This window comes from Enterococcus avium (assembly GCF_002891025.1).
GTDB classification, from domain to species: domain Bacteria; phylum Bacillota; class Bacilli; order Lactobacillales; family Enterococcaceae; genus Enterococcus_A; species Enterococcus_A avium.
Genome location: NZ_NBSL01000003.1, coordinates 507,925 through 530,467, shown reverse-complemented (window position 1 = coordinate 530,467; position 22,543 = coordinate 507,925). Strand labels below are relative to the sequence as shown.

Here is a 22,543-nt window from a genome sequence, read left to right as displayed (position 1 = left end):
CCTAAACTATGACCCATCAAAAATCGTTCATTTTTTGACAATCAGTGATTTCGATAGTCACAAAAGATTGCTCATCCTTCCATTTGAATGAATTTCATCTATTGAAACTAGTAGCACGCTAATATCAAATCTGGTTAAACATAAAAAGGCTCCAGGTAGTCAATCTACCCAGAGTCTTTTGATATTTTTCTCTCTCTTTAACTATTTATCTTACTATTTTCTTTTTCTAAAAAGTCTTTAAACCAGTAAAAGCTCTTCTTAGGGACGCGCTTCATATCGCGAAGCTCATGATTTCCACGATTCACATACACCATACCATACCGCTTCTCCATATCGCCCTTCGAACTTGGTAAATCAATCAACCCCCAGCCAAGATATCCCAATACTTCACATCCATCAATGGTCATGGCGTCTTTCATGGCTTTAATATGTTGCTTATGATAAAAAATCCGATAATCATCCTCGATCTGATTTTTTCCATCCCACTCTTCTTTTGTACCAATCCCATTTTCGACTGGGAAAATCGGGATATTGTATTTTTGATACATTTTATTGATAATATCTCTAAATCCCAGAGGATCAATTCCAAGTCCCCATTGATTTTTTGAAACAAATGGATTGTCAACCTCACCGAATGTTAAATAGTAATTTGGCGCGATATCTGATGGAATATTTTTATGACTGATCGATCCGGTACAATAATAGCTAAATGCCAGATAATCACTTGCAACTTTTTCAATCTCCAAAAGCTCTTCTTCTGTTATATCTAGATTTAGCCATTTCTCTTGAAAGCGTCGAACTTGTTTAGAATAACCGCGTCCGCAAAATGCATTCAATAGATTTTGATTAATGAACTCATCCCATTCTCTTGCTACTTGGATATCTTTGGGATCATTTGTTGCAGGATACATGTCAGAATAGGCCAGCATTCCGCCAATTTTACCATCCGTCGTGGTATGAATATAATTAGCGATCTTCGCATGAGCTACCATGATATTATGTGCAATTTGATGAATATTTTCTGCTGTGTCTGCTGTTTTGAGCGTTCCGCCATAAAGTAGTGCTAACGGTGTCGAATACAAGTTTTGCTCATTAAACGTGACCCAGTACTTTACTTTATCCTTATACCTGTCTACTACCATCTTCCCATACTCCACGAAAGCGTCGACTACATGTTTACTCATGAATCCTTCATAATTTTCAGCTAAATTTAGCGGCATATCGAAATGATATAAACACAGCATAGGCTCTATATTTCGTGCCATCATTGCATCAATGTAGCGATCATAAAACTGTAAGCCCTCTTCATTGAACGCACCATCTCCCATCGGATTGATTCTCGACCAAGAGGTTTGAAAACGATAAAAATTCATTCCCATCTCTTGCAACAAATCAAGGTCCTCTTCATATCTATGATAGCGATCAATTCCGTGTTTCCAGTCTGAAGTATGTTCAGTCGCTTCACGAACATCGTAAACAGAAGGTCCTTTTCCGCCTTCATTCCACGCACCTTCTGTTTGCATGCTTGATGAAGAATCGCCCCAAAAAAATTTTTTCTTTCCCATTCTCTCATTCCAATCATTTTTTCTTGTTCATCCTTGTTCCTTTTCCAAATCGCAATGATTAACCTGCTAGTGACTCAGCACTTGCTCGGGCAACTCGTTCACTGATTTTCAAGAATGGCAAGTAGAAAAAGACTAGGGCAACAATGATAATTGCCTGAACAATGATTGCTCGCCAGTCACCTGCAGTAGCCAAAAAACCACTTAAAAATGGTGGAGTGGTCCATGGAATCGTTACAACACACGGATTTACCAATCCCATGGACGTCGCTAAGTAACCAATGACTGTACCAACAATAGGAGATAAAACAAATGGAATAATCATTGGCAGATTGAACACAATCGGTAGACCAAAGATCACAGGTTCATTAATGTTAAAGATATTTGGTCCCAAAGCCAATTTGGACAAATCCCTGTATGCACGATAGCGACTAAAAAGTAGGATCGCAATCACCAAAGCAATGGTTGAACCAGTTCCACCCATTAGAGCACCATAAACTTGATGAAAGGCTGAATTAATAATGTGAGGAGCATGCTGCCCTGCTGCTGCAGCGTCCATATTCTCGTTCATATTTACCATCAATAGTGGATCTAAGATCGGTCCGGTAACTACCGATTGATGAATTCCAAAAGAAAAGAGCAAGTTTCCAAGACAAACTAAAAGTAAATAACCAAATAGGGAGGTTCCTACACCACGCAATGGTTCTTGAATGAATCGCTCAATAATCGCCATAAAATCATTTCCAGTTAATTGAATCAGAAATGAGGCAAAACCAAATAATGAAACAACAATAACTAAAGGAATCATTGTATTAAATGATTTTCCTACTGCAGGTGGAACACTATCTCCCAAATTAATTTTCAACCTTTTTGATCGCGTTAATCGAATATACAGCTCTGTTGCGAGAAGGCCGGTAATGATTGCCGCAAAGACACCCTTTGAACCAATATTTCCATAGCTGATTACGCCGTTGATTTTTACAGCCTGCTCTGCATCAATTGGTGTCGTTTCAATGATCATCGGAAGCAGCGTCAGAAACGCTGGGACTACCGCAATGACTACACCGATTGGATTATCGTATTCTCTATTTTTAGCTAAGAAATAACCAATTGCGATGACAAGAATGATACCCGTAATATTCAATGTTGAGTTAGTAATAATATTTCCCCAATTTTGCCAAGTTGCCATTGTTTCTGCGCTAATAAAATTTTTGAACCAACCTGTAGAATCCAACACAACTGAATTAATTAGAATAGCAATTCCCGCTAAAATGAACAGCGGCATGATTGTTGCAAATGAATCACGCAATGTTCTCAAATAAATCTGATCTCCGATTTTCTGAGCTGTCAAAACAAATTTCCCCATCAAAGCTTCTCTTTTTTGCTTTTTATCCTCATTCATTATTTGTGCCTCCAATTTTTTACAGCCACGCGTTAGCTTTAAAAATATAATACCATTTAAAAGCGCTTTTGTAAATACTTATTTATATTTGTATACACTAATTTTCTATCGATAAAAAAAGCCTTTACTTGAAGATTCAAGAAAAAGCTTTAATACTTAATTAATATCAGCAACGATTTTTCCAGATGTGTATGGATACCTTGTCTTGGATAAATCAAACGGGGTGCCATCATCAAAAAATACTACTTGATTCGTCTCTAAAATAGGATCGCCTACTTCAATGCCGAACTCTTCACTATCCAGTTCATTCGCCTTAGAAGCAATGATCACTCGTTGCGCAGCACTGATTACATACCCTAATTCTTCTCTTATATAGTTATAGATAGAGCCCATCAAAATGTCTTCATCCAAATCTTTTATATATTTCAAAGGCATAATCGATGTTTCAATACTTCTTGCTTCTTCCTTTACATATCTGACACGCTTAATATCATAGACCGGATCAGTGCGCTTAATTTTCAAGGTCTCAAACTCATAATCAGTCGGGAATCGTACTTCGAAACGGAGGATTTTGCTTGTTACCTCTACCCCTTCTTGAATAGATGTACCGAATACACTATTCATTTGTGTGACATCCTTGTTGTTCTTTTTGATATTGGTTCTAACATAAGTACCAGAACCACGTCTTGTATACAACAAGCCTTCATCAATTAGCAATTGAATAGCTTTTCTCACTGTTACTCGACTCGTATTGTAGGTTCTTGCGAGAGTTTCTTGATCTGGTAACAGTTCTCCTTCCTTGAACTCGCCTTCTATAATTTTTTTCTTTAAAGCAATCGCGATTTCTTTATACTTAGGCATGTCTATCGTCTCCTATAATTTGTATATACTTATATCCTAATAGATTACACTAGATTTGTAAACACTATATACTAATATATGCTAATTAATCGGTGATTTTTTTTAATTGAAGACAAAAAAAGTCTCAGCATCACTTTTTGAATGCTAAGACTTTCTCGTACAAGTATTCAATTCATTGACTATTGTTCGCAAATTTCTCTGTCTTGCAAAGTACATCGCAATGAGAAAATCCATGAAAGACGAACCATTTCATCTAATCAGATTTTTTTCCTTTTACTTTCTCAACCTTCAGCTAAATTCTGTCATAAATTGATACACCGCACCGATGAGATTAGCATCCGCTAAATATTTGCAGCTCATTATTTCTGCAGTCTGATCTTGCGCTCTTTTAGTATCCAGCAATGCATCAATTTCATTACGAAGACGCTCAACAACCCCTGGTCTTCTTGAAATGCCACCGCCGATCAATAACCGATCGACATCCAAACTGACCAGTACATTATAAGCTCCGATCGCTAGGTTCGCATAAAACTGATCGACATATTTTTTAGCTAATTCCTCTTGAACTGCATCAAACACATGGACCGCATCGTAGTGCTTCCCATCTGCTTTTTCGATCGAATAATTTTTTGCCAAATTAACAGGACTGACTAACTCGCTGAATGTTTGGCGTTTTTCGTTTAAGATCATATACCCAAATTCACCGCCAAATAAATGCGGTCCTGCATATAGTTTTCTATCTAAAACAATGGCTCCACCTACGCCTGAACCAATGATAAGAAAAGCACTGTTGGCTACCTCGGCTGCATTACCCTTCCACACTTCGGCCAGTGCCGCACAATTAGCATCATTTTGAATCGAGACGGGCAAGCCGAAAAACTGCTCCAGCTCTTTTTTGATTTCAAAACGATGAATATAATCAATCGCACTCAATCCATAAATGATTCCCGCTTGTGTATCAACTGAACCAGGGGAACTAATTGCCACTCCTGAAAATTCAAGTGTTGAGCTTTTTATCTCCGCAATGAACTGCTCCTTCATCGCTTTCCAAGAATTCGGTGTAGGCAAACTTTTTTTCGCGTCTAACTGCTCGCCATCCCAGGTGGCGTACTTGATTGTCGATCCGCCAATATCAATAACAAAAAGATTCATTCTCATCTGCTCCTTCAGAAAAAAAGCATGAGCACTTGGCTCATACTTTTCAAAAATTGATTAAATCATATCCGGTTGTTTATCTAATGCTCGCAGGAACGGCAACCAGATCATTCCCACAATCAGGAAGTCGATCACCTGCAGCAAGCCGCCTAACCAAGAGTTCGTCGCTAAGACACCGCTGGCAATAATCGGAACAGTCCACGGCACAGAGACACCTGTTGGCGCAGGAACGATTCCAGCTGCCATCACTAAATAGTTTAAAGTAGTCACAACGATTGGAGCAAGGACCCATGGAATGAGGATCGTCGCATTCAAAACAATCGGTAAACCAAAGATAACCGGTTCATTTACATTAAAGATTCCCGGACCTAAAGCCAAACGCCCAATGTCTGTATATTGCTTTTTCTTCATTAGAAAAGCTAAGATAATCACTACTGCTAACGTCATTCCCGATCCACCCAGACCAACAGTGAACGTTTCCATAAATGGTTTCGTAACAATATGGGGTAACGTATCTCCTGCCTTGTATGCTTCTAGGTTATCAAGCATTAAGGTGTTCCAAATCGGGTCCATTACTGAATTGACAATAATTTGTCCATGTAAACCAAAGAACCATAAAAATTGAATGAAGAAAATGGATACAAGCGTTGCTGGCAGACTGCTGCCTAATCCAGTCAACGGCTTTTGAATCACATCGTAAATGACATCATGCAGATTGGCATTAAATGCTCCGACCATGACAGCATTGATCACTAAAAAGACCGTTAATGTCAGAATTGCAGGAATCATAGCCGCGAAGGATTTTGTTACTGCAGGGGGAACGCCATCCGGCATTCTGATCTGCCAACCACGTTTTGTTACACGGCAATAAATTTCAGCCGCTACAAAAGCCGCGATCATTCCTAAAAACATCCCTTTTGCCCCAAGTCTGTCGAGACTCAACACACCACTAACAGTTTCACCAGATTCCGTACTCATAAAGAAAGGAGTCAGGATCAAGAAGCTTGAAAAGGCCACCGCTCCGCCAAAGATACCTTCCACATCATAGGATTGAGATAAATAATAGCCGATACCGAATGTAACAAAAACCGTCATGATACTCATTGTCGCATTCTGTCCATTTCCTAATAAATTAGACAGCATTCCTTTTGTATCATCATTGAAAAAGGGTAAATTATTAATAACTACAATAATGGAACCAAACATCGTCAATGGAAACGCCAACATAAAAGAGTCGCGCAAAACCATTAAGTACCGATTGTCGCCTAACCAGTTTGCTAAAGGCATGATTTTTTCACTTAGTTTATCCATAAAACCATTCATTCTTCGTCACCTCTTATTTTTTAGTAATCGATTACATCCTTATAATATCACGCTTACCTGTATAAGTCTACATATTTATATCCAAAAGTATATATTAAATAAAATAGTAGATAGTACTATTTGAACAAGTTAGGGAATCCATATTATTGAAAGATTTTTTCCGCCGCAATAGCTTCAAAAAAGCGAAATATCAGCACAAAAAAACGCTACAAACACGCGTAATAACCGGTTTGTAACGCTTTATATTCTGTTTCCTACTTTGTTAAAACCATTTCTGCTTTAAAGTGATCATAATGATGAGTGGTGGTAGAATACTCAAAAGCAGCCCCGTTCGATAAATACCCAACTTGTTCTGCCACACCCACAGGCTCGTTGGCCTGCATATGTAATTCCTCGGCCTCTTCTTTTGTTGCCCCTCTGACGGTGATGATTCGATGAGCGCTTTGAATAACCAACCCCAACCCATTTTCAATATAATCATAAATCGAGTGCTTAACATGTGTAGGCTTTAGATTCATGATCAGATTAATCGGCATGTAGGTGACTTCGATAGCATAGGGAACACCATCAACATAGCGCACTCGATGAATGAAATAAACGAAATCATCCTCTGAAATATTCAGCTTTTCTTGAATCTTTTCATCTGGTTGAACGACTGAAAAATTTAGGACCTTACTGGTTACTTCATTTTGCGGATACTCTGCCGTTTTTCCGCGGAACTGATTGGTGATTGAGATTCGTTTTAATTCTGTGTCTGATAAATCTTTAATGAAGGTTCCAGAACCTCGTCTTTTAATGATTAACCCTTCTGATACCAGAATATCCAGCGCCTGCTTAACGGTCATCTTACTTGCATCGTATTCAAGCCCCAGCTCTTTTTCTGAAGGCAGCTTCTCATTCGCTTTAAAGGTGCCATCGATGATTTTATTTTTTAGATCATTTGATATATGAATATATTTTTTCACTGAAATGACCTCCTTTTGTTGTCTCTATCATTATAGCCCAGCCCCTTCGACTTGGTCTATACTAATTATTAAGAATAGTATGAAACTTACTTTATATAGATTCATACTTTTATACCTTGAATTTACACTTTAAGTTCAACACATAAAAAAATGACTCATAATCAATATCCAACTAGAATAGGTTTGTCGAGAACACTACTAGGAGGAAGACAATTATGAGCCAGTACCATCATCTTACCATAATCGAACGAGAAAGAATCTTTTGGTGCTTGTTTAGTGACGTTGACAGATCGAAAATCGCGATTCCTTTTAGCAGGAAAAGCGCCAAGAAAGAAAGCTGCTTATTGAGCGAGAAAATGATTGAACTTTTAAGCAGTATCCCCATCCCCAATAAGGTGGTTAAAACGATCACTCCAGATAGAGGAAAAGAATTCTCCAATCACTTCGCAGTTACAGAAGCTTTGAATAATGTGCCCTTTTATTTTCCAGATCCTCATGCCCCTTGGCAACGAGGAACAAATGAAAATACGAATGGACTCATTCGAGAATACTTGCCGAAATCAAAAGAGATGGATACGGTAGATGATTCAGTGATTTATCGGATGGTTGAAAAATTAAATAGCAGACCTAGAAAGTGTTTAGGTTGGAAAACACCTTATGAAGTCTTCTTTAATAAAGTGTTGCACTTGATTTGACAATTCAAGACGAAAAAAAAGGTACAAATCTTAGTGATTCGTACCTCTTCCTGTTTTAATCAATTCGTTTGTAGAGATCAACGATTTCCTTAGCCAAATCAGTAAATGCAATTGAGGTCATTAAATGGTCTTGACTGTGAACAGCTAAGAGTGAAATTTCCATATTGTTCCCTTGCGCTTCCTGCGTTAGCAATCCTGTTTGTGCGTGATGAGCTTCTACCAAAGCATTTTCTGCCGCCGAAATTTTCGCTTCAGACTCAACGAAATCCGCTCGCTTAGCCGCTTGAATCGCTTCAACCGCATCGCTTTTCGCATTACCAGAATGAATGATCAATCCCATAATCGCCTCTAAATTTTGTTGTTCCATTGTATAGCCTCCCTATTGATTCATCAATCTTTTGGCTTCCTGCAAGACCTTTTGACCATTCATCATCCCATAATCAGCCATATTAATGACTGCTACCGGAATACCTTTATCAGCAAGCTTATCCTCATATTGTTTTTGCATAAATCGAACTTGCGGGCCCAATAATAAAACGTCTACGTTCTTTTCTGCTAAAACATTCGTTGCCTCTGTCGATGAAACCGCGAAGATCTCCGCATCAAAATTCTCCTCTTTCGCAGCGGCCTCCATCTTCGTCACTAACAAACTCGTACTCATCCCTGCTGAACAAACTAGCATAATTGTTTTCATCTGTCTTGATCCTCCTATTTATTTAATTTAGCAATTAATTGATCTACTATTTCTACTTTATTTACGGCGGCAACTTCTTTTATCCAAAAGCCCGATTTTTTGATGGTTTTCTTTTGTGTGCGAATATCCGTAGAGATAAACCCATACCGATTACGATACGCATTTTTCCAAGACCAGCAATCAATCGGTGTCCATAAATGATACCCGAAGCAATTAGAACCTTCTTCCATTCCCTTATGCAGCCAATACAGGTGTTCTTGAATGAACTGAATGCGGTAATCATCCTCGATCATTCCTTGTTCGTTCAGGTAACGTTCCTCCCGTGAAACGCCCATTCCATTTTCTGACACAAACCATTCGATATTATTGTAATTGTCGCGAATATTAATGGCAATATCATAGATCGCTTTCGGATAAATTTCCCAGCCTTTGTCTACATTCATCCGTCTGCCCGGCATTTGATACTCTTCAAAATATTTTTCAGGCAGCCAATCTACCGCCAAACTATCTGGTGAAACCTCGGGTGCTTTTACACGATGTGGATGATAAAAATTCACACCTAAATAGTCGATCGTGTTGTCCTTAATCAGTTGGAGCTCCTCATCGCTAGTCTCCCAAAGGACGCCATCCTCTGTTAATCTTTCTGTCAAGCCTGTTGGAAATTCGCCTAAGGCTGAGGCATTCATATACAATTGATTCAACCATAAATCAGCAAATTCAGCAGCTGCCAAATCTGATTCCTTCTGACTGGCAGGATAAGCAGGGGTTAAATTCAAGATGATTCCGATTCGACCTGCTGGATTTGGATTGACTTTTTTAAAGCAAGCAATCGCCTTGGCTGAAGCCAATTGAATGTTATAAGCAACCTGAACCGCCTTCTTCCCATCCACAAGATTCGGATAATGGAATTGATGTAGGTATTCTCCTTCAACCACCACCATCGGCTCGTTAAACGTAAACCAATCCGTGACACGATCTCCAAACAGCTTGAAGCACTGTTCGGCGAACTTAACGAATAATTCTACAACATGCTTAGATTCCCACCCGCCATATTTGTGATAAAGCGCCACTGGCAAATCAAAGTGATGCAAATTGATGACTGGTTTGATGCCATTTTTGATGAATTCATCAATCACGTCATTATAGAAGCGAACATTATCTTCATTCAACGTAGCGGTTTCAAAATCATCAATCAGCCGCGTCCATTGAATCGATGTACGTACCGAGTTCAATCCGATCTCCTTCATTAAACGAATGTCTTTCTTGAAATCATTGTAGAAATTTGACGCCACATTTGGTCCTACTTGATCATAAAAGGCTTCTGGCTCAATATCGTACCAATAATCAAACATGTTGGCGTGCTCCTTATTGAACCGTCCCTCTGATTGGGGGCCTGATGTTGCAGCCCCCCACCAAAAATTGCTTGGAAATTTAATCTGCATCGCTTATTCTCCTCCTGAAATTTTCTTTGCTAATGCCAATCCGCCAATAATACCTGCGCGATTATTCAGTTTACTAAAAACAATGAAATACTCGATAGATTTAACAGACAGCTACCATTTTCACCATTGATTTCGGTTACATTCTATTCGTCAGCAATTCTACTAACTTTTTGTTCCGCCTGATTCAATCACCACCGGCATCTCGACTCCTTCAAATCATTTATATTATATATACTATATTTTTAAATGTCTATACTTTTATATAAAAAAGTCAGATTTTTAACAAAGTCGGCTTTAGCGAATAAAATATATGCAATAGAATCGTCTATTAACGAACACGAATCATTTGACCTTCATGACTAGTCTCATGAAGATCAAATGATTCGATAATATTATTAAATTCATTTTGTTCACTGTCTTTTTAGCTTATAGACAAATGACTGATAGTCTCCTTTTACTTGTGCTTTGTCTCCGTTCACACTATTAAATTGATAAGGTTTCCGAATACCTAGTCGATTCATTACATTTCCAGACAGTTTTTCACCATTTACAAGATAGCTCTCATTTTCTTTTACAAATGGAAGCTTAATAAACTCTCGATTGCTGCTATTCGCCTCTGTTAAGATTCGATAAAAACAAATAATTCCTTGTCCTTGGACTTCATCATACACCGCCCAGCCATACTCATTTGGTTGATTGAGAATGTCCGTCAATTGATAAAACCTGCCAAAAGTCAGCAACGCTTGATGCTTCTTATAGAAAAGAATGTCTTTTTTTATTTGTTCCTGCTCTTGTTCAGAAAGCTCGAAAAGATTTAACTCATATCCTAATGGACCGAACATCGCAACGTTTGTCCGCATTTCTAAAGAAGTCTGACGCTGCACCTGATGATTCGGTGCAGCCGAAACGTGGTTGCTAAAAGAAGAAAGGGGATAACCCAGAAGTGTCCCAGACTGAATCGCTAAGCGTTCTATTGGATCACTGTCATCACTCGGCCAAATTTGTGGACTATAAAACAGGATGCCCAGATCATAACGTCCTCCACCCCCTGCACAGCCTTCGATCAAAACATCAGGAAATTCCGATAAAATCCTTTCATATAAACGATAAACACCTAAAATATAACGATGAAAAAATTCGGCTTGATCAATTTTTTGTTGTTTTAAATAGCTGGAATAGGCCTGCGTAATATTTCGATTCATGTCCCATTTGATATAGTCCAGCTTCGTGGTAGAGATAATATTTTTCATTTGCTGATAGATCGTTTCTACCACTTCTGGATTAGAAAAATCGAGAACATATTGACCGCGGCCAATCGCTATTCGCTGAGAATTGGTATGTCTGACCACCCATTCAGGATGCTTTTTATACAATTCACTTTCTGGTGAGACCATCTCCGGCTCAAACCAAAGACCGAACTGCAAGTCTAGATCATGTATATCCTTCGCAAACGTGGCTATTCCTTTGGGAAACTTCCTAGAGTCTTCGAACCAATCCCCCAAAGAAACCCGGTCACTATCTCGCTGCCCAAACCAACCATCGTCTACAACAAAGCAGTCGATTCCCAGCTTCTTACCCTCAGCAGCTAAACGAAGCAGTTTGTCGTGATCGAAATCAAAATACGTCGCTTCCCAGTTATTCAGGACAACTGGACGCTCCTTTTGATTCCAAATTGGATTAACCACGTGTTTTTCAATAAAGCAGCTCGTTTCCTGCATTAATCCGTTTAATCCCTCATCGGTATAATGTAACAGCATTTCAGGCGTTTCAAATGCTTCATTTTGCTTTAGCTCCCAAGAAAACGCCTCGGGATGAATTCCCAATAACAAACGTAAATTGTCCCATTCATCAAGTTCTGTTTGAGCCAAAAAATTTCCAGAATAAATCAGGTTTGCTCCGTAAATGTCTCCTTGATGATTGGATGAGTCTTTCGGAAGCAATGCGATAAATGGGTTGTGTTGATGGCTAGAGGCTCCCTTCAACGATCCCACACTGACCGTTCCCTGCTCTAAAGAATGACGTTTTATGTGTCTTTCCTTCAGCCATGCACCAGAAAGATGAAGAAAATCAAACTGTTGATTTTTCATATCCAATGCGCCGCTTAAAAAGCGTTGAATTTTTCTTTTGCGTTCACAAAGATTAGTCAGCTTTTGTCCACGTGCAATCGTCCCTAAATTTTCGAATATCGAAAAAGTCACTTCTAATCTCAAGTAATTAAAGCTATCCTCCAAACAAAAGGTAATGCTTTCAACCTGACCATCCTTCGCAAAAGAAGCAGGAAATGCTAGGTTTCTAGGCTTTTCTTTTGTAATTCTATGGGAGATGTATTGAAAATCTAAGTATAGAGCGTCATCTCCATCGGAAACCTTGATTAAACCTTCTTTGAAATCTGAAGTCCCATAAACAGGGATTTCTTGATGTTGATCCTGCAAACTGAAATTAGGAATCGCTGGACTGAACTTAACCGTTCCTGCTGATTTGCTTTCCGTTGAAGTCATGTATTGGATATCTTCAATTGTAATCTTGCCAAGCTTCTTTCCATAATAGGCATGCCCGAGGTGCCCGTTGGGTAAAATATTGATAACATAGCTAACTTTTTCATTATGCAGGTGAAACATATTGTTATTTAAAATGTCGATCAATTAGCACCCTCCTCATTTATACGACATCGCTTTTCTAAATAGATCATTCGTTTTTTCATTCCTCTGTTATAAAAAAATTTGTACAGTAAGGCTAGAAAGATGAAACTATATTGATTTCTAGATTGATGGAAGGTATTTCTTTCAGAATAAGTGACCTGTGTTTTAGAAGCAGATCGCTCATTCAAAATATAATGTTGAATAATATTGCCTTTGTTATAGGAAGTTATCAACTCGATCTCATTTTCGTTGAGCTTTGAAAGCCGCATTATTGCAGAGATTTTCGTTGTTCCAAGTTTTGAGGGCATAGTTAGGGATATCTCTGCCCCTTCCTGAAACTTCCCATTGGAAAAACCATTTGATTGGAAGTAGCGTTGCTGCTCCTCATGAATGACTTCATAAATTTGTCTCTTTCGGACGTTCATTTGATAGTTATAGCTCAATGTATCCACTCTCATTGGTTCTACCCCTTCTTTACTCAGCCTCAGCTGACACCTGCTCATTCTCTTCCTTCAAATATTCTCTATCCATAACAACCAAGAATGGCACCCAAATCAGAACCATCACAGCTAAAGTGACTATTTGTAAAATAGCGCCTGCAACCGATCCTGTACCTATCCAGCCAGAAAGAAACACCGGTGTTGTCCATACAACTGTTGCACCAATCGGTCGTGGAACGAGTCCCATATAAATTGCTAGATAAGAAATCGTTGTAGAGGCTAAAGGCGCCAATATCCATGGAATAAAAGCGATCGGGTTCATGACGATCGGTAAGCCAAACGTCATTGGCTCAGAGACATTAAAAATTGAAGGAGCAATAATTGTTTTCATTAACTTCTTCATGCGAATCGATCGAGCAATGAAGAAAGCCGCGGTAATCGAAATCCCCAATTGCAGTCCTTGGTTAACAAACACACCCATAAAGGTCGTATTAATAATATGAGGAAGCTCCTCCACACCAGCTTTATAGGCTTCATAGTTTTCAATCGCTAACGCATTCATGATTGGATCGATCACGGCATTAACTACCAAAGTTCCATGAATCCCAAACCACCAGAAAAATTGCATGCAGAAAACAGCAATTAATACTGCAGGTAATGTTCCCCCAAGTCCCATTAATGGTTTTTGAAGAATCTGATAAACAAAATCAACGGCATTCCCCCACTCTGTAAATGTGAACAGATAACGAATAATGTTAAAGATGAACAAGGGCGCTGCTCCTGGAATAATCGCAACAAAGGACTGTGCAATCATTGGAGGCACAGAATCTGGCATCTTAATGGTAATTCCAGCTGCGCTGATTTTTGAGTAAATAATCGTGGCGATCATCGCTGTAACGATCCCAACAAACATTCCCTCTGCACCTAGTTTTGATATGGGAATAATCGTTCCTAGCTCATCGTTACTGCTAAAGGGCAGTAGCATCAAGAAAGAAGAAAGCGAAATCGCTCCTGCAAATAATTTGGGTTGCCCAAATTTATCCGCAAGCTGGTAGCCAATCCCGAAAACGATGAATAGTGTTCCAACGCTCATTGTAGCGTTCCCTACAGGACCAAAGAAATCATTTAGAAACGTATTTACACCTTCTGGTAACTTATCAGCAAAGCCAAAGGTAGTCGGAAAGTTTTGAATAATAATCATGATCGAAGCAAACATTGTGGCAGGAAACGCAACCATAAAACCGTCTCGAAGACTCAATAAAAATTTATTGTCAGCGATAAGTTGAGCCAACGGAACAATCTTTGCGGCCATTTTGTCTAAAAATTTCATTTAAAACACTCCTTAATTTTTTTGCAAACGTTTACTGTTTTAAGTATAAGTGTTTAGTTAACGTTTACACAAGTCGTAAAATAAAAAAGTTTGAAAGATTCTCAAACTTCTTTATTTAGACATTCATCAACTGAATCACGAAGTACTAGTTCACTGGAACAAACAACTCGAACAGGCATTCCACGTACATTCAATAATTTTCCTCTAACCAACTCGACCCCAATCTTGCCTACCTCTTCTGCATTTAAGCGAACAGTTGACAAGGATGGCGTCATGTATTTCGCCATTTCGATGTCATCAAAGCTGATGATCGAAATATCCTTAGGAATAGACAGACCTGCGTTAATGACTGCCTTGTAGACGCCCACTGCCATTGGGTCACTCGCTACCACGATAGCAGTCGGTCTTGGGTTCATGTTCACGATTTTGTTCCCTAGTTCTAAGCCGGCACCAGGGGACCACTCGTCCTGCAAAACATTTATATATTTCTCTAGATGATTCAAAATCATCCATTGACGGTAGTTTTCGGAACGAATCTCTTCTTGATAATAAACGACCTCTCCATCGAGATTTACTCTACTTCCACGTCCGCCAATGAAAGCAATATTTTGATGCCCTTTACTTTTTAACAAATCTAATATCTCGTGGGTCTTTTGGGCAAAATCAGTTTGTACACAATCAAAGCCGGCATACTCTGAGTAAGAATCAATTAACACAATATTTGAGTTTATCTTACGAATTTTCTCTAAGGCCTCCAGTGTCATCTCTCCAATAATTACCACGGCGCCATATTTTCTCAGTTGATAAATATCCTTGCTTTGATCACGCATTGAAAATGCACGGAATGTTTTTAAGCGCCACTTTTTTGCCTCCGCTTCAACACCCTTTCGGATATACATAAAATAGGGATCACTTTTTTCATTATCAATTTGATGTCGGGTGATCAGCGCAATCGTATTTTTATCACCCACATCGCGATTTTTCCTATTTTGATCCTTCGAATAATTCAGGCTGTTGGCGATTTCAATTACTCGTTTGCGAGTGTTTTCGTTAATACTAAAGGTTTCGTCATTATTTAATATTCGGGAAACACTTGCGGCTGAGACTCCTGCTAGTTTCGCAATATCTCTAATACTGGCCATCTTGATTACACCTATCCTTTTACTGTTTACTAAACTATACATCCCTAGAGTAAAGATAGGCGAATGAAATGTCAAATCGCTGGGAATTCTGATTAGAATTCCCAACGATTTTCTAGAGCTTATTGCTTTTCTTCCCAAACCTAGTACACTTAAATTAAGCATAAAAACACATGGCGGTTGGTAGTCCGCCGCATGAAAATGTCAGTAACCTGCCCTCCCGGGTTGTCCATTGCTTGAAATCATTTCAAGAGGGAGGTGTCATCATGAAGTTGACGATTTACTTCGATGGCAGTTTTTGGTGCGGCTTAGTAGAAGTTGAAGACGATGGCCATTACCAAGCAATCCGGCATGTTTTTGGTCCCGAACCAAAGGATGCGGATGTGTGGGAATTTGTGACCAAATGTTTGCCACATCTATTAAAGCAAACAGGCGCTGTTGCTACTCAGAAAAAAACAGCTGAAAAGAAACTCAGTCCCAAGCGGATGCAACGTTTGATCAATCGCGAAAAGCGGCAGCCGGTTGTTTCGACTAAGGCCCAGATGGCTATGAGTGAAATTCGTGAGCAGTCAAAAGCGGCGAATAAATCGCAAAAGCGACGTAAAAAAGCCGAGTATGCCGACAAGCGATTTCAACAAAAGCAAGCCAAAAAACGCGAGAAGCACAAAGGACATTAACAAGAAGCAGCCCAAATCTGACTAGATTTGGGCTGCTTCTTGTTAAGCGATTTATTGATTTGCTGGCAATGATTGCATCAAAGCAAAGAACTGTTCCGTCTCACCAGTATTGAAATAGTTATACCAAGCGTCTAATGTCGTTGTCTCAAAGACTTCTAAATGCTCGATGATTTGTCTTGCCCACAGTAATCCGCCAGTTGAACTAGCAGTAATCAGATTGTCCCCTACCACAGAAGGCTCATCTAGATAGTGGCTTTGTCCTTTATAACTAGGAGCGACCATTTCCAGAAAGCCTGGTCCATTACTTGTATGAGGACGCTCATCCAATAACCCAAAATTTGCAAGTGCAGCTGTTGCTCCGCAGATGGCTCCCACCATAGCACCGATTGATAGAAACTCACTAGCTTTTTCGATGATTGCATAATGCTTCTGATCGTTCCATGTATTTGAACCAGGTAATAATAAGACATTTGCTTTGGCTACCTCGATGTCAGCAATCACACAATCAGGTACGATCCTCATTCCGCCCATCGTCGTGACTGGTTCTTTAGAATAACTGACTGTTTTTAACGTTACCTTTGGTGCTCCTTCTTTGAAAAATCGACCCGAATTCAGCTCTGCTGTCACGTATCCTAATTCCCAGTCAGCTAACGTATCCATCACATAAACATAAATTGTACTCATAAATTTCCGCCTCCAATAACTTTCTATAGCTTTAGTATACAAGGCAATTGTTGACAACTATATGGCAACAATCTAAACTAACAATAAGAAAATTTTGAAAAGAGGTAAAATCCTTGAAGGTGGATAGATTACTAAGCATTACGATGCTCTTGCTAGATAAAAAGCGAATCAGCGCTAAAGAGCTGGCGGAAAAATTCGAAGTTTCTTCGCGAACGATCTACCGCGACATTGATACTCTTAACATGGCAGGAATTCCCATCCGTTCAACATCCGGAGTAGGCGGCGGCTTTGAGATTATGGAAAATTACAAAATGGATAAAAAAGTCTTCTCCTCTACCGATCTCTCCACCATTTTGACAAGCCTTTCGGGATTCTCCAACATGTTGCAGGGAAAAGAACTAGCAAGCGCTCTTGCAAAGGTCAAAAGTTTTATTCCTGCTGATCGAGCGAAGGATATTGAATCAAAGATCGATCAGTTCAACGTTGATTTAAGTCCATGGATAGGAAATCGGAACATTCAGCACTACGTCGAAACGATTAAAGCCGCATTACAGGAAAACCGGCTGCTCGCTTTTAATTATTCAAATCAACATGGCAGAAGCTCTGAGAGAACGATTGAGCCTTATCAGCTTGTTCTAAAAAATAGTCAATGGTATGTGCAGGGATATTGTTTGGCTAGAAATGATTTTCGTCTGTTCAAAGTTAATCGTATGACCAAGTTGCAAATGAAAGAGGAACACTTTGTCCCACGGGAGTATCAAAAACCGCAGCTAGATTTTGCAGATTATTTAGATACGGTACAAACCACGATCAAAATTCGCATTCACCGCTCGGTTATGGATATGGTGCTGGATTATTGCACGTTCGAAAATTTTAAACCTGATGGGGATAGTCACTACATCGTAGATTTCCCTTTTGTTGAAAATGATTACTACTATAATATTCTTTTTAGTTTTGGAAATAACTGCGAATGCCTCGAGCCGCCGCAAGTCCGCGCTGAAATGAAGCGCAGAATCAAAGAGATTGCTGCTTTATATAATTAAAAATAGGAGTGCTCTGATATTTACGAAAAATATCGGAGCACTCCTATTTGTTTCCTCTTAATCTAATCAAGAGATTCTGCTTGGCAAAACCTTTGACGCCCTTTCTTTATAAATCTCTGATGCCTCAATCGCATACTGTACTTTAATGCGATCACTAACAAAATAGTTGTCTATACCTTGAGATAGCTGCCAGTTTACACTGACACAGCCTGGCCGGCGATACTTTTCATCGCTCTGATAGTTTTCGTATAGAACAAACCAAGGAACTAAGGAGGTTCCCTTGCCATTTTCGTCCATATACCGCTCATCCGTGTCAAAACGAACAATATCTCCCGAATCATCAAAGGTAAATCGCCCTGTAGCGCTAACGCCATTCCAGCTGATTGTTCCTTCAATCGTCTGATAATCAATCGTTCTCCAGCTTATGTACTCCTGTAAAAATAAACTTGGCATGAAAACCGCATCAGCCAGTGCCGTAATCAATTGGCTTTGATCCCTTTCTGGACCAGTGGAATGAAACAATTGAAAATGTTTCGCCAGCACACCGATCATTGATCCCTTGCCATCCTGAACACTGTCTCTCACATGAACCGGCAAGCCAAACATGCGTGCCGTTAAAAAAGCATAGCGGTCTGGTCGATCAACAAAGTTCACCTGACAAAAATCGATCGGAATCGTTTTTTTCCCCGCCTCCATCCGAAACTTCGTATTTTCAAATTGAATATACATATTACGCATCATTGGTTGATTAACATAGCCATTCTTTTTTAAATATTTCCTTAGCAGCTGTGGCAACTCAGCGATAGCTTCTTCGGTAATAACCGATGGCTGCGAAGAAATATCGTTTTCCTGTTGAAAAGAAGACGCGACATCCGCAAGATACTTCTTCCAAGCAGGACCACCTGGGATAATCAGATAGATAATAACTATCGCTAAAACGATCATTAATCCCCATACAAGTATCATGGTCATTCTTCCTTTCATAAATAGTTCGTTCCTACTTCTCACTATACACGAAATCACAATGCATACCATCCGCCCAAAGGCTTAAAAAGTCAAATTTTCTCCACACTCATATTGTTATCAAACGTTTTTGAATGTCCGATAAAGAACGTTTAACTCAATTTAGACAGAAGTTACCCACATTCTATAGGTAGAGATGAATGTTTTGGTTTCCTTCATATCCTCTTTTGATATATTGAATCAACCACAAACTGTCGTCCTTTAAGGGGTAACTATTACTATCTTTTGCGATTCTTTCTAATGATAGTAAGTTGATACAAACAAAGCACTGCAAAAGTGGGAGATAAACGAGCAAGGATCAGTTACTTAACGACCCGCAAAATCACGGGAATAAACAAAAAAGCCTTAAGAGAAATGAAAATCTCTTATGGCCTTCAGGTTATACTTATTGGTTATTTTTTTCGTTCCTTGATTTTCTTAGTAAGAAAACCAATGACGAACACGGATAGGATTTTAAAGAGCAAGGATCGAACCGCGCTGTCTTTTTTTGCTTCATTCTTTTTGTTTGATTTATGGTATCGAGAATGATTTTTGGGACGATCCCAAGTATTTTTAAATACGTTTACCATCGTGATTTTCCCTCCTTTTGATTTCGTTTGTGCAGTTCACCGCATTAGCCAAGCTTCCTAGTTGAAGATGCTCTTGCTGCAGAAACTTCTTCTTCGTCAGTGAAGGCAGTCAACTCTTCGTATTCTTCGTAGTATTTCTTCAATGATGAGGTAAACTCTGGGCTCCAAGGTTTCACATGTCCTGAATAATGAATAATTTTAGGATCTCTGCGGGTCTCGAAATATTCCTTTTCACCTTCAGGATCTGGATGCTCCACCTCACGCTTCATGATATAGCTCTGGGCATTCCATTTTGGATGAAGCTGCAGCCATTGGTCATGTAAGATTGCATTTAAGGCGTCTTGGTCATGAAATTTTAGTTTTTCAGGATTATCATGGATAAACTGCATTACTCGCTTCGTCACATTGCTAGTAAGCCATTTTTCCATATTGATCAGCATAAAGCCTGAATTAAAATACTTCGTTGAACTACAAGCAATGTCCATTTTTTCTAAGCGATGATGAAATCCTGCATCTTCCACCGCAGCCAATGTATAATCAGACAAATCAATCTCCCAAAGTTCTGAGATATCACCTAAAGCGATCATATCGCAATCTAAGTAGAGAATTCGCTCAAGGTCTTGGTCGCTGAATAATTCTGGAATAGCAATTCGATAATAGGCGGTTTCTGGAATTCGTTCACTTTCCACCGCATCTGAAAAGTATTTTTTATCGATGGTCAAAAAGTGCAGCTTTGCATCATATTCTTTGAGTGTTTCACGCATCAAGCGTTTATTAGCAATACTAATCTCATCGTCGATCACATAAAAATCAAAAAGCTTCGTTGAACGATCTGTATTTTCTAAAACTGAAACGAAAAGTGCCGATACATGCTCCGCAAAGGCATCGTTGCAGCTTGATACGATTGTTATTTTTTTATTTTTCATTTTACATTCACCGTCTTCATAAAAATACTTTTGTTCAAGTAATCCATATACTCGTCTTGATAAGGATGACCCTCCAAGGTGTTCCAAGGTTTATCATGCCCAGTAAAATGAACGACCGCTGGATTTTTTCGTCCTGCTTCATAAGCTTGCTTATATTCCAGCGTTGGTGCTGGATGCTTATCAAAAATCAGCGAGCTTTGCATATTCCAGCGAGGATGGAATGGATGCCAATTTTCATATAAAACAGCATTCAAAGCATCTTGGTCATGGTAAATGATTTTATCTCCATGATTTTTTAAATAGTCAATGGTCTTTTCAGTAATCTGCTGTTGGTTCCATTGATCAACATCAATCACCATTACACCAGAATTGAAGTAATAATCGTCTGAGTCAATCCCTAAACGTTCTAATGCTTCCGTTTGGCCAGGATCAATAATCGCGCCGATTGTTTTTCCTTCTAAACTTTGTTCATAAAGCTTTTGTACATCATCAAGGACGAAGGTATCTGAATCAATATATAGAATTTTTCGATAATTTTTTTTCGCCAAAAGCTTTGGCATGGAGATTCTAAAATAAGCGGTAGTTGTAATATGGTCACTTACCAAGAAATCTTCGTAGACTTTTTCATCCACCTTCACAAATTGAATAACAGCTATATCAGAAAACTTGTGTACTGTTTGAATCAATTTTTCTTTACTAGAAACGGATAAGTCATCATCAATAACAAAGAAACGAATGGGTGTTTTTCTTGAAGTATTTTCGAGTAAGGTTGAAATCATTACACTCAGATAAGGAGCATAATTTTCATCAGCAGCTGTGACCACGGGAATTTCCTCGATTTTCGAGAACATAAAATCTTCACTCCTATCTAATATTTTGTTCTATTAATAACATTGTTTACAAAATTCAGATTAGACCTATTAGATGGATTAAGCAAAATTTATGCTTTGATACCCCTATCATTTATTCAAAAAGTCACTTAAAACCCTAGTATTTAGCCTAATTTTCTAATTATTAATTTTTTCTAAAGTTTTTATTATAATTATTGTTTTTATTAATCAATTGAGAACTCTTGAGCGTTTAATTGTTCATTTTCAGAAAATTAGTCTACTCTTAAGTTAAATGATTAAAAAAGGACGGATATAGATGAAATTGGTAGCAGTAGATCTTGATGGCACCTTACTAAACAAAGAAGGACATGTCCCTGAAGAAAATGCCTGGGCATTAAAAAAATTCGATCAGCAAGGGGGAACAGTCGCCTTGGCTACAGGCCGATCGATTCAGTCTGCCAAGGAAGTATTTGCACAATTAAATTTGAGCGGCTACACTTTAGCTTCTAATGGTGCGTATGTAGCACGAATTGAACAGGGAGAAATTAAAGAGGTATTGAAAAATTATACAATTATTCCAGAAACTGTAAAAACAGCCCTCTCTCTTGCCATGAAATCTGGTGTGACCGTCGTCGCTAGTCGTGCGACGCAAGATGATCGCATTTCATTTGCACAGGATAAAAATGAAGTCAACAGTCCCTATTACGCACAATTTAACTTAAAGGAATCAAAAGCAGAAGATTTGTGGGAACAAATCGATAAAGAGGCGATCAGCTATTTCAAATTGGCCTTTACAGATAGTGACACGAGTAAATTGGTCAAACTACGCTCGCAATTAGAAATGAAACAGATCAATAGTTCTTACTCTGATAAGTATTGGTTAGAAGTGATGGCTGATGGGGTTAATAAAGGTGCGGCTCTGAAATTTTTAACGAATTATTTATCCATGGAGCTCTCAGAGGTTATTGCCTTTGGTGATCAAGAAAATGATCTAGAAATGTTGGAAATCAGCGGAAATAGTATCGCGATGGAAAATGCGGCTCCTGCCGTAAAAAAAGTCGCAGATAAGCTGACCAAGTCAAATCAAGATTCCGGCGTTGCCTTTGTTTTAAAGGAGTATCTAGCTTAAAAATATGCATACGAA

Annotated in this window: 21 protein-coding genes and 1 pseudogene; 4 read left to right on the top strand and 18 right to left on the bottom strand. The window is 38.9% G+C overall.

Annotated elements, in window-relative coordinates; translation table 11 throughout:
- Positions 1-197: 197 nt before the first annotated feature.
- The 6 genes from AUF14_RS18230 to AUF14_RS18205 all read right to left on the bottom strand — a co-directional run bounded on the left by AUF14_RS18230 (position 198) and on the right by AUF14_RS18205 (position 7,268).
- Entirely contained in the window at positions 198-1,565 is a 1,368-nt protein-coding gene (locus AUF14_RS18230; protein ID WP_102866400.1) for a glycoside hydrolase family 1 protein, read from the bottom strand.
- 58 nt (positions 1,566-1,623) lie between these two features.
- Positions 1,624-2,964 carry a PTS sugar transporter subunit IIC gene (locus AUF14_RS18225; RefSeq protein ID WP_102866399.1) on the bottom strand — a complete coding sequence of 447 codons (1,341 nt, stop codon included), beginning with the start codon at positions 2,962-2,964 and terminating at the stop codon, positions 1,624-1,626.
- Between the two features lie 156 nt (positions 2,965-3,120).
- Positions 3,121-3,825 (bottom strand): GntR family transcriptional regulator, encoded by a 705-nt coding sequence (locus tag AUF14_RS18220; RefSeq protein WP_102866398.1) that lies wholly within the window; start codon positions 3,823-3,825, stop codon positions 3,121-3,123.
- 288 nt (positions 3,826-4,113) lie between these two features.
- Positions 4,114-4,977, bottom strand: a complete 864-nt coding sequence (locus AUF14_RS18215; RefSeq protein WP_102866397.1) for an ROK family protein — start codon at positions 4,975-4,977, stop codon at positions 4,114-4,116.
- A gap of 60 nt (positions 4,978-5,037) precedes the next feature.
- A complete protein-coding gene (gene celB / locus AUF14_RS18210) occupies positions 5,038-6,303 on the bottom strand; it encodes a PTS cellobiose transporter subunit IIC (protein ID WP_102866396.1) in 1,266 nt (421 codons plus the stop codon).
- Between the two features lie 254 nt (positions 6,304-6,557).
- The gene (locus AUF14_RS18205) at positions 6,558-7,268 is read right to left on the bottom strand and encodes a GntR family transcriptional regulator (protein ID WP_016178743.1); all 711 of its coding nucleotides are present in this window, start codon (positions 7,266-7,268) and stop codon (positions 6,558-6,560) included.
- A 267-nt stretch (positions 7,269-7,535) separates the two neighbouring features.
- On the opposite strand from AUF14_RS18205, the pseudogene AUF14_RS18200 reads away from it, so the two are divergent.
- Positions 7,536-7,963 (top strand): annotated as a pseudogene (locus AUF14_RS18200) (IS30 family transposase); the annotation flags it as partial.
- A gap of 55 nt (positions 7,964-8,018) precedes the next feature.
- On the opposite strand, the gene AUF14_RS18195 reads toward AUF14_RS18200, so the two are convergent.
- The 7 genes from AUF14_RS18195 to AUF14_RS18165 form a co-directional block, all read right to left on the bottom strand.
- The gene (locus AUF14_RS18195) at positions 8,019-8,330 is read right to left on the bottom strand and encodes a PTS lactose/cellobiose transporter subunit IIA (protein WP_102866394.1); all 312 of its coding nucleotides are present in this window, start codon (positions 8,328-8,330) and stop codon (positions 8,019-8,021) included.
- A gap of 12 nt (positions 8,331-8,342) precedes the next feature.
- Entirely contained in the window at positions 8,343-8,657 is a 315-nt protein-coding gene (locus tag AUF14_RS18190) for a PTS sugar transporter subunit IIB (protein WP_102866393.1), read from the bottom strand.
- 14 nt (positions 8,658-8,671) lie between these two features.
- The gene (locus tag AUF14_RS18185) at positions 8,672-10,099 is read right to left on the bottom strand and encodes a glycoside hydrolase family 1 protein (RefSeq protein ID WP_102866392.1); all 1,428 of its coding nucleotides are present in this window, start codon (positions 10,097-10,099) and stop codon (positions 8,672-8,674) included.
- A 410-nt stretch (positions 10,100-10,509) separates the two neighbouring features.
- A complete protein-coding gene (locus AUF14_RS18180; protein WP_102866391.1) occupies positions 10,510-12,741 on the bottom strand; it encodes an alpha-galactosidase in 2,232 nt (743 codons plus the stop codon).
- A complete protein-coding gene (locus AUF14_RS18175) occupies positions 12,738-13,196 on the bottom strand; it encodes a hypothetical protein (protein ID WP_102866390.1) in 459 nt (152 codons plus the stop codon). Before AUF14_RS18175 ends, AUF14_RS18180 begins: the two co-directional genes overlap by 4 nt.
- Before the next feature lie 16 nt (positions 13,197-13,212).
- Entirely contained in the window at positions 13,213-14,508 is a 1,296-nt protein-coding gene (locus tag AUF14_RS18170) for a PTS sugar transporter subunit IIC (RefSeq protein ID WP_102866389.1), read from the bottom strand.
- A 101-nt stretch (positions 14,509-14,609) separates the two neighbouring features.
- On the bottom strand, positions 14,610-15,650 hold the full coding sequence (locus tag AUF14_RS18165; protein WP_102866388.1) for a LacI family DNA-binding transcriptional regulator: 1,041 nt from the start codon (positions 15,648-15,650) through the stop codon (positions 14,610-14,612).
- Between the two features lie 263 nt (positions 15,651-15,913).
- On the opposite strand from AUF14_RS18165, the gene AUF14_RS18160 reads away from it, so the two are divergent.
- Positions 15,914-16,324 carry a YjdF family protein gene (locus AUF14_RS18160; protein ID WP_102866387.1) on the top strand — a complete coding sequence of 137 codons (411 nt, stop codon included), beginning with the start codon at positions 15,914-15,916 and terminating at the stop codon, positions 16,322-16,324.
- 51 nt (positions 16,325-16,375) lie between these two features.
- Here AUF14_RS18160 and AUF14_RS18155 read toward each other — a convergent pair whose 3' ends face one another.
- Entirely contained in the window at positions 16,376-17,008 is a 633-nt protein-coding gene (locus AUF14_RS18155; protein ID WP_102866386.1) for a type 1 glutamine amidotransferase family protein, read from the bottom strand.
- 113 nt (positions 17,009-17,121) lie between these two features.
- On the opposite strand from AUF14_RS18155, the gene AUF14_RS18150 reads away from it, so the two are divergent.
- Complete coding sequence (locus AUF14_RS18150; RefSeq protein WP_102866385.1) at positions 17,122-18,051, top strand: helix-turn-helix transcriptional regulator; 930 nt, start codon at positions 17,122-17,124, stop codon at positions 18,049-18,051.
- 66 nt (positions 18,052-18,117) lie between these two features.
- Here the strand turns inward: AUF14_RS18150 and AUF14_RS18145 are convergent, their stop codons facing one another.
- The 4 genes from AUF14_RS18145 to AUF14_RS18135 form a co-directional block, all read right to left on the bottom strand.
- Positions 18,118-19,017, bottom strand: coding sequence for a DUF6544 family protein (locus tag AUF14_RS18145; RefSeq protein WP_227656380.1), 900 nt, complete (start codon positions 19,015-19,017; stop codon positions 18,118-18,120).
- Between the two features lie 449 nt (positions 19,018-19,466).
- Entirely contained in the window at positions 19,467-19,643 is a 177-nt protein-coding gene (locus tag AUF14_RS22615; RefSeq protein ID WP_193756254.1) for a hypothetical protein, read from the bottom strand.
- A gap of 44 nt (positions 19,644-19,687) precedes the next feature.
- Positions 19,688-20,569: a glycosyltransferase family 8 protein gene (locus tag AUF14_RS18140; protein WP_102866383.1), complete on the bottom strand. Its 882-nt coding sequence runs from the start codon at positions 20,567-20,569 to the stop codon at positions 19,688-19,690.
- Positions 20,566-21,420 (bottom strand): glycosyltransferase family 8 protein, encoded by an 855-nt coding sequence (locus AUF14_RS18135; RefSeq protein WP_049221096.1) that lies wholly within the window; start codon positions 21,418-21,420, stop codon positions 20,566-20,568. The genes AUF14_RS18140 and AUF14_RS18135 overlap by 4 nt, the downstream gene beginning before the upstream one ends.
- Positions 21,421-21,715: 295 nt before the next feature.
- On the opposite strand from AUF14_RS18135, the gene AUF14_RS18130 reads away from it, so the two are divergent.
- Positions 21,716-22,528 carry a Cof-type HAD-IIB family hydrolase gene (locus AUF14_RS18130; protein ID WP_016178757.1) on the top strand — a complete coding sequence of 271 codons (813 nt, stop codon included), beginning with the start codon at positions 21,716-21,718 and terminating at the stop codon, positions 22,526-22,528.
- The last annotated feature ends 15 nt before the right edge of the window (positions 22,529-22,543 follow it).

Coding starts and splice junctions, on each gene's coding strand:
- AUF14_RS18230 (WP_102866400.1), bottom strand. CDS start 1,565: ATGGGAAAGAAAAAATTTTTTTGGGGCGATTCTTCATCAAGCATGCAA.
- AUF14_RS18225 (WP_102866399.1), bottom strand. CDS start 2,964: ATGAATGAGGATAAAAAGCAAAAAAGAGAAGCTTTGATGGGGAAATTT.
- AUF14_RS18220 (WP_102866398.1), bottom strand. CDS start 3,825: ATGCCTAAGTATAAAGAAATCGCGATTGCTTTAAAGAAAAAAATTATA.
- AUF14_RS18215 (WP_102866397.1), bottom strand. CDS start 4,977: ATGAATCTTTTTGTTATTGATATTGGCGGATCGACAATCAAGTACGCC.
- celB (WP_102866396.1), bottom strand. CDS start 6,303: ATGAATGGTTTTATGGATAAACTAAGTGAAAAAATCATGCCTTTAGCA.
- AUF14_RS18195 (WP_102866394.1), bottom strand. CDS start 8,330: ATGGAACAACAAAATTTAGAGGCGATTATGGGATTGATCATTCATTCT.
- AUF14_RS18190 (WP_102866393.1), bottom strand. CDS start 8,657: ATGAAAACAATTATGCTAGTTTGTTCAGCAGGGATGAGTACGAGTTTG.
- AUF14_RS18185 (WP_102866392.1), bottom strand. CDS start 10,099: ATGCAGATTAAATTTCCAAGCAATTTTTGGTGGGGGGCTGCAACATCA.
- AUF14_RS18175 (WP_102866390.1), bottom strand. CDS start 13,196: ATGAGAGTGGATACATTGAGCTATAACTATCAAATGAACGTCCGAAAG.
- AUF14_RS18170 (WP_102866389.1), bottom strand. CDS start 14,508: ATGAAATTTTTAGACAAAATGGCCGCAAAGATTGTTCCGTTGGCTCAA.
- AUF14_RS18165 (WP_102866388.1), bottom strand. CDS start 15,650: ATGGCCAGTATTAGAGATATTGCGAAACTAGCAGGAGTCTCAGCCGCA.
- AUF14_RS18160 (WP_102866387.1), top strand. CDS start 15,914: ATGAAGTTGACGATTTACTTCGATGGCAGTTTTTGGTGCGGCTTAGTA.
- AUF14_RS18155 (WP_102866386.1), bottom strand. CDS start 17,008: ATGAGTACAATTTATGTTTATGTGATGGATACGTTAGCTGACTGGGAA.
- AUF14_RS18145 (WP_227656380.1), bottom strand. CDS start 19,017: ATGATACTTGTATGGGGATTAATGATCGTTTTAGCGATAGTTATTATC.
- AUF14_RS22615 (WP_193756254.1), bottom strand. CDS start 19,643: ATGGTAAACGTATTTAAAAATACTTGGGATCGTCCCAAAAATCATTCT.
- AUF14_RS18140 (WP_102866383.1), bottom strand. CDS start 20,569: ATGAAAAATAAAAAAATAACAATCGTATCAAGCTGCAACGATGCCTTT.
- AUF14_RS18135 (WP_049221096.1), bottom strand. CDS start 21,420: ATGTTCTCGAAAATCGAGGAAATTCCCGTGGTCACAGCTGCTGATGAA.
- AUF14_RS18130 (WP_016178757.1), top strand. CDS start 21,716: ATGAAATTGGTAGCAGTAGATCTTGATGGCACCTTACTAAACAAAGAA.